We start from the raw sequence: 13570 nt of genomic DNA, 5'->3' as shown, positions 1-13570 counted from the left end.
TAAATTCCAGGAGACTCCCATGGCCAAAGTTGTGCGTCTTGAACCAATTTCCCAAGAAACCTCCGTTGAAACGAACGGGAATCTCCTCTCAGTACTGATTAGCAAAGATTTAGATGTATTGCGGGAATGTGGGGGACGAGGGATGTGTGCCACCTGCCACATTTACGTCAAAGATGGCATGGATAAGCTCTCTGTGATGAATCGCCGGGAACAGCGAACCTTAGAAGTGATTACGTCCTGTCAGCCCAATTCTCGTCTGGCCTGCCAAGCTAGAGTCATGGATAACGGGGTGGTGGTGGAACTGCCGCCGGGGATGTATATCAATTCGATTAAGGATATTGAAGACTTAATTGGTCGGCGGGCAGAGCAGGATTTACTGCACCCGTTAACGGGTAAGGTGCTGGTGGAAACTGGAAAATTAATTACCCGATCGACCCTGAAGGCGATCGAAGATAACAACAGCTTCAGCATGGGCGACTATTTTGCCAACTCGTCTGGCATGTAGTGCGTTCCTAGCGTTGGGCTTGAGCGTGGGACGCCTGCCGGGATTCCAACCGGGATTTGTACTGCTGGTTCGACCAGCGAATCAGACGAATCCAGAAGCGAAAACGGTGGGCAATTTCAGCGTAGGAAATTTCCGGTTGGGCCAGCAGGGCAAATAGAGGCGGACTGACCCAACCGGGAAACCAACGGCTGAATTTACTTTGCAAGCCCATAGAAACGTTGAACAGGAAGGCTAGCCATCCAGCCTGGGGCCGCAGATGGGCATTCAAGTCGGTGATGGCATGGCCTTCCTTCACCTGCTGGGCGGAATATTGGGAGAGGATTGTGGGCAGATGATCGGCTTCGCTTTGTAACAGCCGATCGAGGGCCATGACATCGGCAAAGGCCGCTTGGCACCCCTGGGCCAGGGCAGAGGACATGCCGTGGGCGGCATCCCCAATCAGCACCACTTGGCCGAGGGTGTCATGGTAACGACTACAGCGGGTTTCGACAATGCTGGAGGGGCGCTGGTCGAACCAGGCTTGGGCTGTGGCATCGGCAATCTCCAAACCGGGCAACCAATGCTCAGCCACTTGTTTTTGGAAATCCTGCGGACTCTGAATTCCGGGGGGATTGCCGATCGTGCCATCGGAAGCTTGCTGCCAAAACATCAGAACGCAGAGACGATCGTCTAATTCAGGAATCGCCGCACCGGAGAGTTGATTGGGCGGTTGGGCTGGAGCGGAGAGAACTTGGCGGAAAAAGTAAGAAGTATCGCTGGAAAATTCCGCTGGTCGGGGGACATGCATGACTTTCCAAACGGCATTGAAATAGGACTGTTGAAAGTCGAAACCCGGTTGTTTCAGGCAGGCATTGCGTACTCCGGAATGGATGCCATCGGCACCAACTAATAAATCATAGGATTGCCGCAAAATTTGCTGCTCAGCATCAACGATCGTCAGTTGCCGTTGCCTGAGATTGATCTCGCGGCAAGTGGCGTTAAAGACGATTTTGACCGAGCGATCGGAGTATTTTCCCGAGTCTTGCTCTAGGGTTTCCAACAGGGCAATGCATAGGTGATTGCGATTGATCAGCAGACTAAATTTTTCTGGATCGGAACTGCGCTGAAACACCTTCCATTGCTGACTTTTTTGGGAATACACACCTGTTTGGCGAATTTCTACACCCCGTTGGCGCACCGCTGGCCACAGACCGTCGATCGTCTGGAGAACAGCCTGACCTCGCTCCGTCAGACTAATGACAAAAGCGCGATCGGCTGAATTTGCTGATGAATTCGCTAAGGAATCGGCCAAGCGCGGATCACTACGCTGATCGTAAATCGTGATTTGGTAGTGGGGCGATCGATTGAGCAACCGATGGGCAAGCAGTAACCCGGCTGGCCCCGCCCCGATAATGACAACTTGCATAGAGCACCTGCCTAGAGACTCTGTGACTAAGGTCTCAGTGGGGTTTGAGACTACAGCCCCGCTGTGGTGTGGGCAAACAGTTCGGCAAAATCCGTCGTGACGATCGCGGTGGCATCGTTCTCGGGTTTAGAAATCACATCGAAGGCTTTATTTCTGGCAGCAGGACAACGAATCGCCTGCACCACCACTTCCGCCACATCTGCGCGAGGGATGGAGGGCGGAATGCTGTTGGGGGCTTGGGTCAGGAGGACATCGTCTTTCCCCACCAGCAATTCCCGCACCCCACCCGGTTGATCCAACAAGCCCCCAGCGCGAATAATCGTATAGTCAATGCCGGAGTCGATTAAGTACGCTTCAGCCTTGCGTTTCCAAATCAAAATGTTGCCCTGTCCCAGCTTGTTGAGGGGATGGTTTTCCTGGGTGCCGCCCATGGAGCCAACCAGAACAATGTGCTGTACACCAGCGGCGATCGCGGCGTCAATTTGGTTAATCTGTCCCTGGTAATCCACTTCTTCCGGCATTCCCCCGGCTTCAAATTCAAATTCTGGGCGTTCTCCGGGGGCAGGTGGGGCTTTCATACGAGGGGTCGCACTGGTCAGAATCACTAAGCAGTGGCAACCCGCAAGGGCAGGTGCAAGGGTATCCTGCGCTTTGATATCCCCAAAAAAGAAGCGATCGACACTGCCAAAAAGATCCTGCGCTTTGGTCTGCGATCGGGCAAAGCCAAAGGCATTTAATTCCTCGGGATGTTGCAAAAGCTTTTGCAAAACGAGGGCTCCTGTTCGCCCGGTGGCCCCGGTGACTAAAACCTGTTTCAACGCCATAAATCTGGGGGAAATTTGTGTTGTTAATCATCAACCATTGTCGATCATACCAACCCACGATTTCCCAAAAGTCAACTGACTAGAATCCCAGCGGGCTTTTGCCCAATGTCCATGGTTCGATGGCGATCGAGGATTTCAAAAAAGGCGACTAAAAAATCCCTCTACCAGTGCTGGAGAGGGATGAAGAAAAAAACGTGCAAATTTTGGAGAACTACACCACTTCAGAAGTTTCTTCCACTTCTGCTTGGGGTTGGGGATTGAATTGGAACAACGAGTACACCACATCGCGGCGAATGTTGATCATCATTTCCAAGAACAACTCATACCCTTCACTCTTGTATTCAATCAAGGGATCCTTTTGGCCATAACCCCGCAGACCGACCGATTCCCGCAGACCGTCCATCCCTTGCAGGTGTTCCCGCCAGAGGGTATCAATCCGTTGCAGAATGAAGAACCGTTCTGCTTGCCGCATCAGACCGGGTTGGAGCTGGTCAATTTCTACTTCCTTGAGATCATAGGCAATGCGAACCTGCTCATGCATGAAGGTTTTAATTTCGGCCATGGACAGGTCGATTAATTGCTCGGGCTTCAGGTCAGCCAGGAGGTAGACAAACTCTTGGGTTTTGGAAACCAGCTTGTCCAGTTCCCACTCTTCCGAAGGGAGTTCGGGATTGATGTACGCCTCCACAATGTCATCCATCGTGCGTTCTGCGTATTCAATCACTAGCTCCTTCAGATCCTGTTGTTCGAGCACCCGACGACGCACAGCGTAAATGGCTTTCCGCTGGTTGTTCATCACTTCGTCGTACTCAAAGACCTGCTTCCGGATGTCGTAGTAGTAGGTTTCAACCTTCTTCTGTGCCCCTTCCAGCGATCGCGTCAGCATCCCCGACTCGATCGGCATGTCTTCTTCCACACGGAAGGCGTTCATTAATCCGGCGACTCGATCGCCCCCAAAAATCCGCAAGAGGTTATCCTGCAAACTCAGGAAGAACTTCGTGGTACCAGGGTCACCCTGACGCCCAGCCCGACCGCGCAATTGGTTATCGATCCGACGAGACTCGTGCCGTTCTGTCCCAATCACATGCAGACCACCGAGACTAACGACTTCCTCGTGCTCGCGATCGGTGAAACTATCGTACTCACCGCGAATCTTTTTATAAGCCTTCCGCAGCGCTTGGATCACCGGATCTTCCGTTGGGGCTTTTTCCGCTGCTGTCGCGATCTTATCTTCCGCTTCCAGTTCCGGCAGGCTGCGCTCACCATATTCCTTGACGGCTAGATCGACGGCAGTTCGCAGCAGATCTTCCGCTTCCTTAGAAATTTGGATCGGGAAAATTTCTGGGCTAGCTTTCCAGGTTTTCACCTTGCGTCCTGCCCCAAAACCCTGTCCCCCGTCGCGGCCACCGGGGACAAAGCCCTGTCCCGCAAAGTCCATGTCATCTTCCGGCGCAACGATGCGGGGCATGAAGTATTCCCGAATTTTCAACCGGGACATGTAGTCGGAGTTTCCACCCAGGATAATGTCCGTTCCCCGACCGGCCATGTTCGTCGCGATCGTGACTTGGCCTTTGCGTCCGGCTTGGGCAACAATTTCCGATTCCCGTTCTACGTTTTCGGGTTTGGCGTTCAGCAGGTTATGGGGCACCCGCAGTTCTGCCAGCAGGCCGGATAGCAATTCCGATTTTTCCACACTGGTGGTACCTACGAGCACAGGTCGCCCACTTTCGTGCATTTCGGCGCATTCCTGGGCGATCGCCTGCCATTTGGCGGGCTCGGTTTTGTAAACCACATCGGACAGATCCTTCCGCTGCCGGGTGCGGTTCGTCGGAATGATCGTCACTTCCAGGTTGTAGATTTTTTCAAATTCCGCTTCTTCCGTTTTAGCGGTTCCCGTCATCCCAGCCAGTTTGGGATACAGCAGGAAGAAGTTTTGGTAGGTAATGCTGGCCAAGGTTTGGGTTTCGTTTTGGATTTCCACCCGTTCCTTGGCTTCGATCGCTTGGTGCAAACCATCACTCCAGCGCCGCCCCGGCATCACCCGTCCAGTAAACTCATCCACAATCACGATTTCGTCATTGCGGACGATGTAGTTCACATCTTTGATGAACAGTTCTTTCGCCTTGATGGCATTGAAGATGTAATGCGCCCAGGGATCCTTGGGATCAAACAGGTCTTTGACATCCAGCAGTTGCTCCGCTTCGATGAAGCCTTCATCGGTCAAGAGAACGTTGCGCTGCTTTTCATCAACTTCATAATGCTCGTCTTTCTGCATCCGTAAGGCCACTTCTGCCGCACCCATATATTTCTCCGTGGGGCGTTCTACTTGGCCGGAAATGATCAGAGGGGTGCGGGCTTCATCAATCAGCACGGAATCCACTTCGTCAATGACGCAGTAATTGAAGGGGCGTTGCACCACTTCTTGCATCGAGGTGGCCATGTTATCCCGCAGATAGTCAAAGCCCAACTCACTGTTGGTGGCATAGGTGACATCACAGGCGTAGTTGCGTCGCCGTTCATCGGGGGTCATGCTCTGCTGAATCAGTCCCACGCTCAACCCGAGGAAGCGGTGCACCTGCCCCATCCATTCCGCGTCCCGGCGAGCTAGGTAATCGTTCACCGTCACTACATGCACACCCCGCCCCGTCAGCGCGTTGAGATAGGCCGGCAGGGTTGAAACCAGAGTTTTACCTTCCCCGGTCTTCATTTCAGCAATTTGGCCGTTATGCAGAACGATACCGCCCAGCATCTGTACGTCAAAGTGACGCATGCCCAGGACTCGCTTCCCGGCTTCCCGGACCACGGCGAAGGCTTCGGGCAGCAGGTCATCCAGAAGCTGCTTGCGATCGTTGTCGTTCTTGGCCTTATCCAGTCGTTGCCGAAACTCTGCCGTTTTCGCCACGAGTTCCTGATCCGACAGGGGCGCGATCTCCTCTTCTAGGAGTTTGATTTCTGTAACGATCGGGTGGAACTTTTTGAGCTTACGGGCATTGGGGTCGCCCAAAAGAGCTTTCAGCATGGCGGAGACTAGTGACCGTTTATCAAGTGGATTCTAATGCGATGGCGCACAAATGCCTGAGTTTACAGTAAACCCAAGTCTCTCAATCCTATCACTTCGTCTCCCTTGGGAACGGTAGAGATGACCGCACCCAGGTAGCGAGACACAAGAACAAGCTCAATCGGTCGAAGATCAACCCGTTGAAGATTGAATAAGTAAAGGTGAGAAGGCTCCTACGATCGAGGCATCCTTCCCACCTAGATTAGATTGCAACTCTGAGATTAGATTGCAAAGCTTGCAACACTAAACATTGGCCATTAGCCGTTAAGACTCTCCCTGGGAGCCTTCTCCAGAGGATGCTGTGACATTGGGGCCAGCATGAATAGCCACGATTCTGCCCCCAAGACGGTTGACCCGCTGCATCACTTCATTCATGCGGTTGAATGGCACCTGAATCAAGGTTGTGCTGCTTGTGCGGATCTCGTGGTTATTTTGTGTCGTTTGATCGCTCTGACGGAGCCCTTCCACTTCGTAAACAAAGGTGCGGTTATTGGAAGTGGAGCCAGAGGCTCTGGTGAGAACAGATTGTCCAAGCATGGGAATAACCTCCTGAATACGCTGAGGACTGAACTTACTGAGCGAGGGTTACGCTGGCCACTTTACCGCCCAATTGATTGATGCGTTGGAGCGTACTCGACAGTTGATCGTAGGGCACGACAAATTCGGTGTTGCTCCGACGCACACGGGGGTAACGAGGCAGGGAAATGCCCGATACTTCGATGCGGTAGAGCCGATTTCCAGTGCCATACATCGGAACTGCAAATGCGCGACTGGGGGCAACGCTACGATTGGCCGCTTTGTAGGAGAACCCACTGCTACCACCCGAAGGACTGACCACTGCCGAAGCAGAATTGCGAGCCAGTTCCGTAGCAAGCCGCGACGATGCACCCCCCACTTGGGAGCGATCGCTGTTGGCATAGCCGCGATACAGCTTGAACATCCGAGTAAAGCCGACCATTTTTTGGCCGGTTTGGGTGGAGAAACCACGATAGGAAGGTACGATATTGTCGCCAAAGCTGGAATCGTACTCATTGGAATCGATGTAGGAATCGATGTCCGCATCGTAGCCTTCATTTTGATAGCGATCGAGGTGCTCAATCACTTCCGCTTCATCGTAGGGAGCACGCCCCAACAGATGTTTGAAATTCAACTCAATCACGCGGGTTTGGAAATGCGGATAGAGGAACTTGTTCTTGTAGAGTTCGGACTTCGCCAAAGCACGTACAAACTCACGAACCGTTAATTGGCCATTCACCAGCAAGGACTCTAGGGCAGTCAAACGCTCTGAGGCCATCAGGTGATCATTGCCCAAAACCTGACGGTAAATCGCATTGATTACGACTTTAGCGTCAGTTGCAGAAAAGTTAGGACGCAACTCGATCGGAGAAGCGTCACTAAAGGGTGCACTTCCCAAACGAGATGCAGCAGTTGTAATCGCCACAGCGTATTCTCCTTAAAACACAATTCATCGGTTTACCCACTGCAAGTCTCACAATTCAAGTCTCACAATGTCATTCCGCGATATAATTCACAGCAAACATACAAACCAAGCTGCAATTTATCTACCAAACGCATCAACCAGCAAACGCATCAATCAATGGTTTGATAGGCCGTGGTTTGATAGGCTGTGGTTTGATAAACTACAGTTTGATAAGCGGCAATGCGAACTAACGATGAATGATAGTTAATCAATTCATGATGTTTGAAGCACATGATGCTTTAAACATCACTGAATACTGATTCCGTAGCAATATCAACATGAACCGCTAGTATTATCGTTACTAGTGTCATACCGACTAGCACTATGCTGACTAGCATCATATCGGTATAAACTACGACAACACAATCATTTCACCTTTCGCAAGTATCACTTGCAGGAGGTTTAAACCTACTTCCATTTAAGCAGGGGAAATACTCAAAATCCGGCTACCCCGTTTATTCAACCGTTGTAGCGAAGCTGACAACTGTTCATAGGGCACCAAGTATTCACTAATACTCCGGCGAATTTGAGTTGTCCGATTGCTTGCTGCTTGGTTAACTCGAATGCGATAGAGTTGGTTCCGATCGCCCCCAGTATTGCCCGTCAACTCACCGCCTAGGGTCGTTGGTCGAAGGGGACTGGCTAAGTTCATCGCGACTTCCTGACTCAAGGCTCCGCCCCGACGGACATTGCCCTGGGCCCGATCGCTGTTGGCATAACCGCGATACAGTTGGAACAATCGATTAAACCCGATCGTGGTGTGACCCACTTGGGTGCTGAATCCCCGATGATAGGGAACCACCATATCGCCAAAACTCGCCTGATATTCCTGGGAATCCAAGTAGGAATTGATCTCAGCTTCATAACCGTGATCAACGTAGAGATTCACATGCTCAGAAATCTCAGCTTGATTGTAAGGGGCACGACCTAACAAATGCTTAAAGTTCAATTCAATGAATCGCAATTGCGAGGTCGAATAAAAAAACTTTTGGCGATACAATTCTGAATTTGCCAAGCTACGGACAAACTCCCGAACACTAATGTCTCCCCGACGCAACAGGGATTCCGCACCAACTAACCGCTCCGACTGCATCAAATGTTCATTACCAAACACCTGACGGTAAGCAGCACAAATCACGGCTTGAACTTCATCTTCCGTCGCGTTCATCCGCAGTTCTGTCGGCGAAGAAGAAGCAAAGGGTTCAATACCGAGTTGTTGAGCCGTCATTGAACTGGTCATGATAAGCTCCTGAAAAATTGGCTTTAGAAAAAAGCTTGCCCAGAATATTGGCTACCTGGCGATGCAGCTTCCTGAGCCACACCAACAGCCATCCAACATTCTGGGCAGGAGTTTAACCCTTAGCTCAGGGCGTTGATTGCGTAGTCGATGTAGGAGTTTGCTTCAACAGCAGGATCTCCAGACAGACCGTGGTTAGCCTTGACATACTTCAGAGCTTCAACGTACCAGCTAGGAGACAGGTCGAAGATCCGGTTGATTTCAGCAACACCTGCGATCAGGTAGTCATCCATGGGGCCAGTACCACCAGCGATGAGGCAGTAGGTGACCATACGGATGTAGTAACCGATGTCACGAGCACACTTGTCTTTACCGCGCTGGGTCGAAGCAAAGTTGTTGCCAGACATGCTGGTGGTGTAGGGGAAGCGTTGGTAAACAGCGTTTGCTGCACCATCAGCCAAGGATTTTGCTTTGCTGCTCAGTGCTTTAGCTGCTTCTAAGCTAGCAGCAGCTTGGCGGTAACGACCAAATGCAACTTGCAGTTCAACGGAGCTGAGGTAACGTCCTTGAGAATCTGCTGCAGCAACTGCTTCGGTAAGGGGAGTTTTCATACTCGACTAAAGCCTCTTAATGAAATGTTTGCACATTGTCCAGCGCTAACCCTATCAAGATCACATCACTGGACAGAAATGTCGTAAACCAAATAAGGAATACCTTGTTAGAAACGTTAGTTTCTAGCCGACAGCAGCAGCAGCGCGATCGAAGTAGCCACCCAGTTCAGCCATCAAGGAGCTGCAATCGCCTTGGGTTACCCCTGCGCGATCGTTAGCAATTGAAATGGCAGCAGACTTCATTTTGTTAACTGCTTCAGCAACGGAACCACCGGGCACACCCAGAGCCAAGTAGGTTTCGCGCAGACCGTTCAAGCAACGATCGTCCAGAACACTAGCGTCGCCAGTGAACACAGCGTAGGTCACATAACGCAGAACGATGTCCATATCGCGCAAGCAAGCAGCCATCCGACGGTTGGTGTAGGCATTCCCACCCGGTGCAATCAGTTGAGGCTGTTCGTCGAACAATGCACGAGCTGCATTCGCAACAATCGTAGACGCATTACCCGTAATGCGGTTAACCACATCCATCCGCTTCGGGCCATCTTTTACCATAGCCAGCAATGCATCGATTTGAGCATCGCTAACATAATCACCACGAGCATCTGCTTGAGCAACTACTTTTGTAAATGCATCTAACATGCAATTTTCTCCCTATTTAAAGGCGTTTATACCCTAGCCTCCCCAATCTCCCCAGCATCTTTGTGTCCGTTTCTCATTTCCGTAGTCGCATTTGGTTAGCTAATAACTCCGTTTGAGTAAACAAATACTCAAACTGTGAGCAAACATACAAATCAGAACCACAAAAGTGGTACTATGGACGGAACTTAACAAAAAGTCACTTGAGGAGCTTGGACTCTGACTTGGCAGAGCTCAGAGTTCAAGTTGGTTCTTAACCAGGTGATTTTGATTTAATCAGGTCGTTTGTGCAATCAATGTGCAATTTGATTAGAAAGATTGTGTAAATTTGTAAACTTTGTTACGGTCGCTACGGTTCACTTGGGCCAATTGGGGCGCTATGGATTTGTGACTGTCTAATAGTTGTGAACCCAATCCCTTGTCAAAGGGTCTTCTTTCTTGTAGGAATTCATAATTTTGCCTAGTCAGGTTCCCAAGGGCTAGGAACAGGAAGTTGTCCCATCAACGCTCAGAAATGATGAGAAATTTTATTCTGTCATGTAGCTATCTCAATCAGCATCAAGGATTGAGAAGGGATTCAAGAAGGGATCTAATCTGACAGCCATTCAACCTTTGATTCAATGAGAGCTCCCTCAGTAGAAACTCTCAGCAGAAAATTTATGTAACATTCAGCAATCACATCGTGAAGATTTATTGATTAGTTTCTGAGTCTTGTTGTATTCCTTCACAATTTTGGTCTGAATAATTGCAGTTTTAGCCCACCAACCAATTTCTCTCTATTAGATATTTAAGATTGGTTACAGGCTTGAACCCGTTTTAATCGATTAAAAATGCGATCGAGTAAATCAATTCCCGACACAGGTTTACAAAGATAATCGTCTGCACCGACTAGAAAAGCTTGGTGCTGGGTACGAGTATCAGCAAAAACGCTCAAAAAGAGAATCGGCAATCGTTGCCAACGGGGGTCACTGCGCAGGACTTGGCAGAGTTCTAAGCCGCTCATACCGGGCATCTGAATATCGAGTACCACAGCATCGGGCTGAACGGTTTCCAAAACACTCCACAATTGTTGCGCATCATTCAAGGTAGACACTGCAAGACCCAAGGATTGGAGTTGAGTGGTTAAAGTTCTTAACAAAATCGGATCATCATCAACCAACAAAATGCGAGTTTCGGGGGATAAGTTGCGTTGTTGATAGGTGGCACTGACTGCGTTCAAAATACTTTGAGGTGAAGAGAGGCGGGACAAAATGCAGGTTCCACCGTGGCGAATGATGTCTAATCGTTCATCACAGGTGTTGACATTCGCTAGCACCACCGTGGGAACAGTCGGATATTGCAGTGTAAATTCTTTAAGAAAAGATAAGCTATCTGACACAGACGCTTGGGTCACTCCGCGCACCGTAGAACAACACCCTAGGATTAGGCCCGTAGGGGTGCAGTCACAATGGGCTCGGGCCTGGGGCGGATAGGCGGGATGTTGTTGTTGGATCAGCCAATCCTGTGCCTCCGCCAAGTCAGCAAAGATTTTGGTCTGGAGCCCCTGTTGAACTCCGAGGCGGGCTAATTTTTCTTGCATATGCCGATCGGGATCAACAATCAGCAAACAGTCTGTCATGATCGCAGACTCCGACAGGTTGACTGACGCATCTAGGGTTTGCCCCAGTTGTTCCACCAGGGTTTGTAAATGGCTGGCATCGTCCGTTTCTAAGACCACATCACTGTGGAGCCATTGTTCCAGTTCGCGTGCGACTTCCATGCCTGCAAAACGCCCGAGGGTTCCTAGGGTTCCGGCCAGAGTATGGGCCGCCCGGTTGGCTTGCTCCTGTTGGTGGGGGCGCAGGGCGTGGTTGTGCAGTTCTGAGACGACTTCTTGCAGGATTTGAAATTGTTCCCGAATTTTGCCTTGGCTTTCCAGCCAAATTTGATCGAGTAATGTTTGGTACTGTTGCTGAGGATTGGGGCGATCGGGGTCTGTTTCCGACTGGGCAGGTAGAGTAGATAATTGCGGGGGACGGGAGGAACTGTTGTGCCGACCATCTTCCTGGGCTAAGGAACCCTGTTGTGACGAATTCCAAGGAGTCAGGGAACGAGATGCCATCATTAAAGATTCGTCGAGACCGTCTTCAACCGATTTGTCATCCACCGGTTTTAGGTAATACCCGCGACCATGGGCCGTAGAAATCAAATCTGGGGGTGCACCAACGGCAGTCAACTTTTGTCGGAGGTGGCGAATGTGCGATCTCACGGTTGCATCAACGGGAAATTCCGCTGACGACCACAAACTTTCTAAAATTTCTTCATTGCTGAAAACGTGATGGCTTTCGCGCAGCATTAATTCCAACAGAGCATATTCCTTAGCGCTGAGATTTAGGAGTTGCCCTTGGTAGGTGACTTCGCAATTGCTGGGATTGAGCCACAGATCTCCCCAAATCAAGATTGGCAACGGATTGCTGCTGCTGCGACGGAGGAGGGCTCGAATTCGGGCAATCAGTTCGGCTTCGTCAAAGGGCTTGGTGACATAATCATCCGCCCCGGCATCAAGTCCCGTAATACGAGCAATGGCTGTATTTTGGGCTGCAAGCAATAAAATTGGGGTAGTATCTCCCGTTGCTCGTAAGCGTTGACAGAGACTGATCCCGTCTAACTTCGGCAATTCTACGTTCAGAATCAATAAATCATATTCATAGGTTGAAGCATACTCCCACCCGGAAAAACCATCTGCGATCGCATCGATCGCATAATGATGTTCCAGCAATCGCTGGGTCAGGAGTTTGCTGATTGCCGGATCATCCTCAGCTAGTAAAATCCGCATCGACAACCTACCAATTCAATAGCTTGGTAATTTGGCCCGCTAATTCCAGTGCATTAAACGGTTTGGTAATCACCCCATGGCCCCCTAAGTCGTTGAGTGTCGTGTGGTCACTCATGGTGGCCATTGCAGTCAAAAAAATGACTGGAATAAACTGCGTTTTGGGATGTTGCTGCAAGGCTCGAAACGTCGCTAGTCCATCCATCTGAGGCATCATCACATCTAGCAAAATGGCGTCCAGATGTTCTGTCTGAGCTGTAATGATGCCTTCTCTACCGGAACCTGCAACCAAGACATCCCAATCCGCCACTAGGGGAAGACCAAACTGCACGACTTTTCGAATAGAATCTTCATCATCAATAATTAAAACGCGCTTAATGGTCATGGAGAAGGATCATTTCGGAAGTTTTGTCATGATTAGGAGATTCTGTAAAGACCGTTTTATTGCAATAAATTTGGGTATTTCTTAGCAGCAATGCCCAAGCAATCATCCATAAATCGTCAACGTCACTTACACAAACGGAGCAAAAAACTCCGATCGTTGCAGCATAGAAGCAAACAATAAGCCAGATTGCAAACATGCAACCAGCGATCGTTCCGCAGGGATGGATCGATCGTGAAATAGCCTCTCTGTTATTCAATCCCATGCCAATCATTGGCTTGTTACCCATTAATTTATTAAACAATCCCTAATCAAAGAAAAGATTCCTTACAAAACTTTATAAAGTTATCGTTGATCGTCTCTTCCTAGCACATCAGTTCTCTTCGTAGCACATCAATATTGTTGTTCCTATTAGTTCAGCAACTAACCCCAAATACACCAAAAGCCCCCACCAAGTTGGTAGGGGCTTTTGATTAACTAACCAGTGCTAAACCGAATTAGCCTTGGAAAATTAACCGTTGATAGCAGGTGCTTGCAGTGCTACAGGTGCAGACTCGCCAGATGCCAAGTCCAGAGGGAAGTTGTGAGCATTACGCTCGTGCATCACTTCCATCCCC

General features: G+C 50.0%; 11 protein-coding genes. 1 reads left to right on the top strand and 10 read right to left on the bottom strand.

Going from position 1 to position 13570, the window contains the following annotated elements:
* The first annotated feature begins 19 nt into the window (after window positions 1–19).
* The gene (locus tag ACN4EG_RS19780) at window positions 20–505 is read left to right on the top strand and encodes a 2Fe-2S iron-sulfur cluster-binding protein (RefSeq protein WP_431631908.1); all 486 of its coding nucleotides are present in this window, start codon (window positions 20–22) and stop codon (window positions 503–505) included.
* Window positions 506–512: 7 nt separating this feature from the next.
* Here the strand turns inward: ACN4EG_RS19780 and ACN4EG_RS19775 are convergent, their stop codons facing one another.
* From ACN4EG_RS19775 to ACN4EG_RS19730, 10 genes are all read right to left on the bottom strand, one after another.
* Window positions 513–1910, bottom strand: a complete 1398-nt coding sequence (locus ACN4EG_RS19775) for an FAD-dependent oxidoreductase (RefSeq protein WP_431631907.1) — start codon at window positions 1908–1910, stop codon at window positions 513–515.
* Window positions 1911–1960: 50 nt separating this feature from the next.
* The gene (locus ACN4EG_RS19770; protein WP_431631906.1) at window positions 1961–2734 is read right to left on the bottom strand and encodes an SDR family oxidoreductase; all 774 of its coding nucleotides are present in this window, start codon (window positions 2732–2734) and stop codon (window positions 1961–1963) included.
* Between the two features lie 211 nt (window positions 2735–2945).
* Entirely contained in the window at window positions 2946–5753 is a 2808-nt protein-coding gene (secA, locus tag ACN4EG_RS19765) for a preprotein translocase subunit SecA (RefSeq protein WP_431631905.1), read from the bottom strand.
* Between the two features lie 303 nt (window positions 5754–6056).
* Window positions 6057–6329 carry a phycobilisome linker polypeptide gene (locus ACN4EG_RS19760; RefSeq protein WP_431631904.1) on the bottom strand — a complete coding sequence of 91 codons (273 nt, stop codon included), beginning with the start codon at window positions 6327–6329 and terminating at the stop codon, window positions 6057–6059.
* Window positions 6330–6363: 34 nt separating this feature from the next.
* Window positions 6364–7233: a phycobilisome rod-core linker polypeptide gene (locus tag ACN4EG_RS19755; RefSeq protein ID WP_431631903.1), complete on the bottom strand. Its 870-nt coding sequence runs from the start codon at window positions 7231–7233 to the stop codon at window positions 6364–6366.
* 457 nt (window positions 7234–7690) lie between these two features.
* Entirely contained in the window at window positions 7691–8512 is an 822-nt protein-coding gene (locus tag ACN4EG_RS19750; protein WP_431631902.1) for a phycobilisome rod-core linker polypeptide, read from the bottom strand.
* Between the two features lie 119 nt (window positions 8513–8631).
* Entirely contained in the window at window positions 8632–9120 is a 489-nt protein-coding gene (gene cpcA, locus ACN4EG_RS19745) for a phycocyanin subunit alpha (RefSeq protein WP_431631901.1), read from the bottom strand.
* Between the two features lie 123 nt (window positions 9121–9243).
* Window positions 9244–9762, bottom strand: coding sequence for a phycocyanin subunit beta (locus ACN4EG_RS19740; RefSeq protein WP_431631900.1), 519 nt, complete (start codon window positions 9760–9762; stop codon window positions 9244–9246).
* A gap of 784 nt (window positions 9763–10546) precedes the next feature.
* The gene (locus ACN4EG_RS19735; RefSeq protein WP_431631899.1) at window positions 10547–12574 is read right to left on the bottom strand and encodes a response regulator; all 2028 of its coding nucleotides are present in this window, start codon (window positions 12572–12574) and stop codon (window positions 10547–10549) included.
* 7 nt (window positions 12575–12581) lie between these two features.
* Complete coding sequence (locus ACN4EG_RS19730) at window positions 12582–12956, bottom strand: response regulator (RefSeq protein WP_431631898.1); 375 nt, start codon at window positions 12954–12956, stop codon at window positions 12582–12584.
* Window positions 12957–13570 lie beyond the last annotated feature (614 nt).

The organism is Alkalinema pantanalense CENA528 (genome assembly GCF_050753345.1).
In the GTDB taxonomy this organism is placed as follows: Bacteria; Cyanobacteriota; Cyanobacteriia; order Leptolyngbyales; family Leptolyngbyaceae; genus Alkalinema; species Alkalinema pantanalense.
This window is presented reverse-complemented; position numbering and strand designations above follow the sequence as displayed.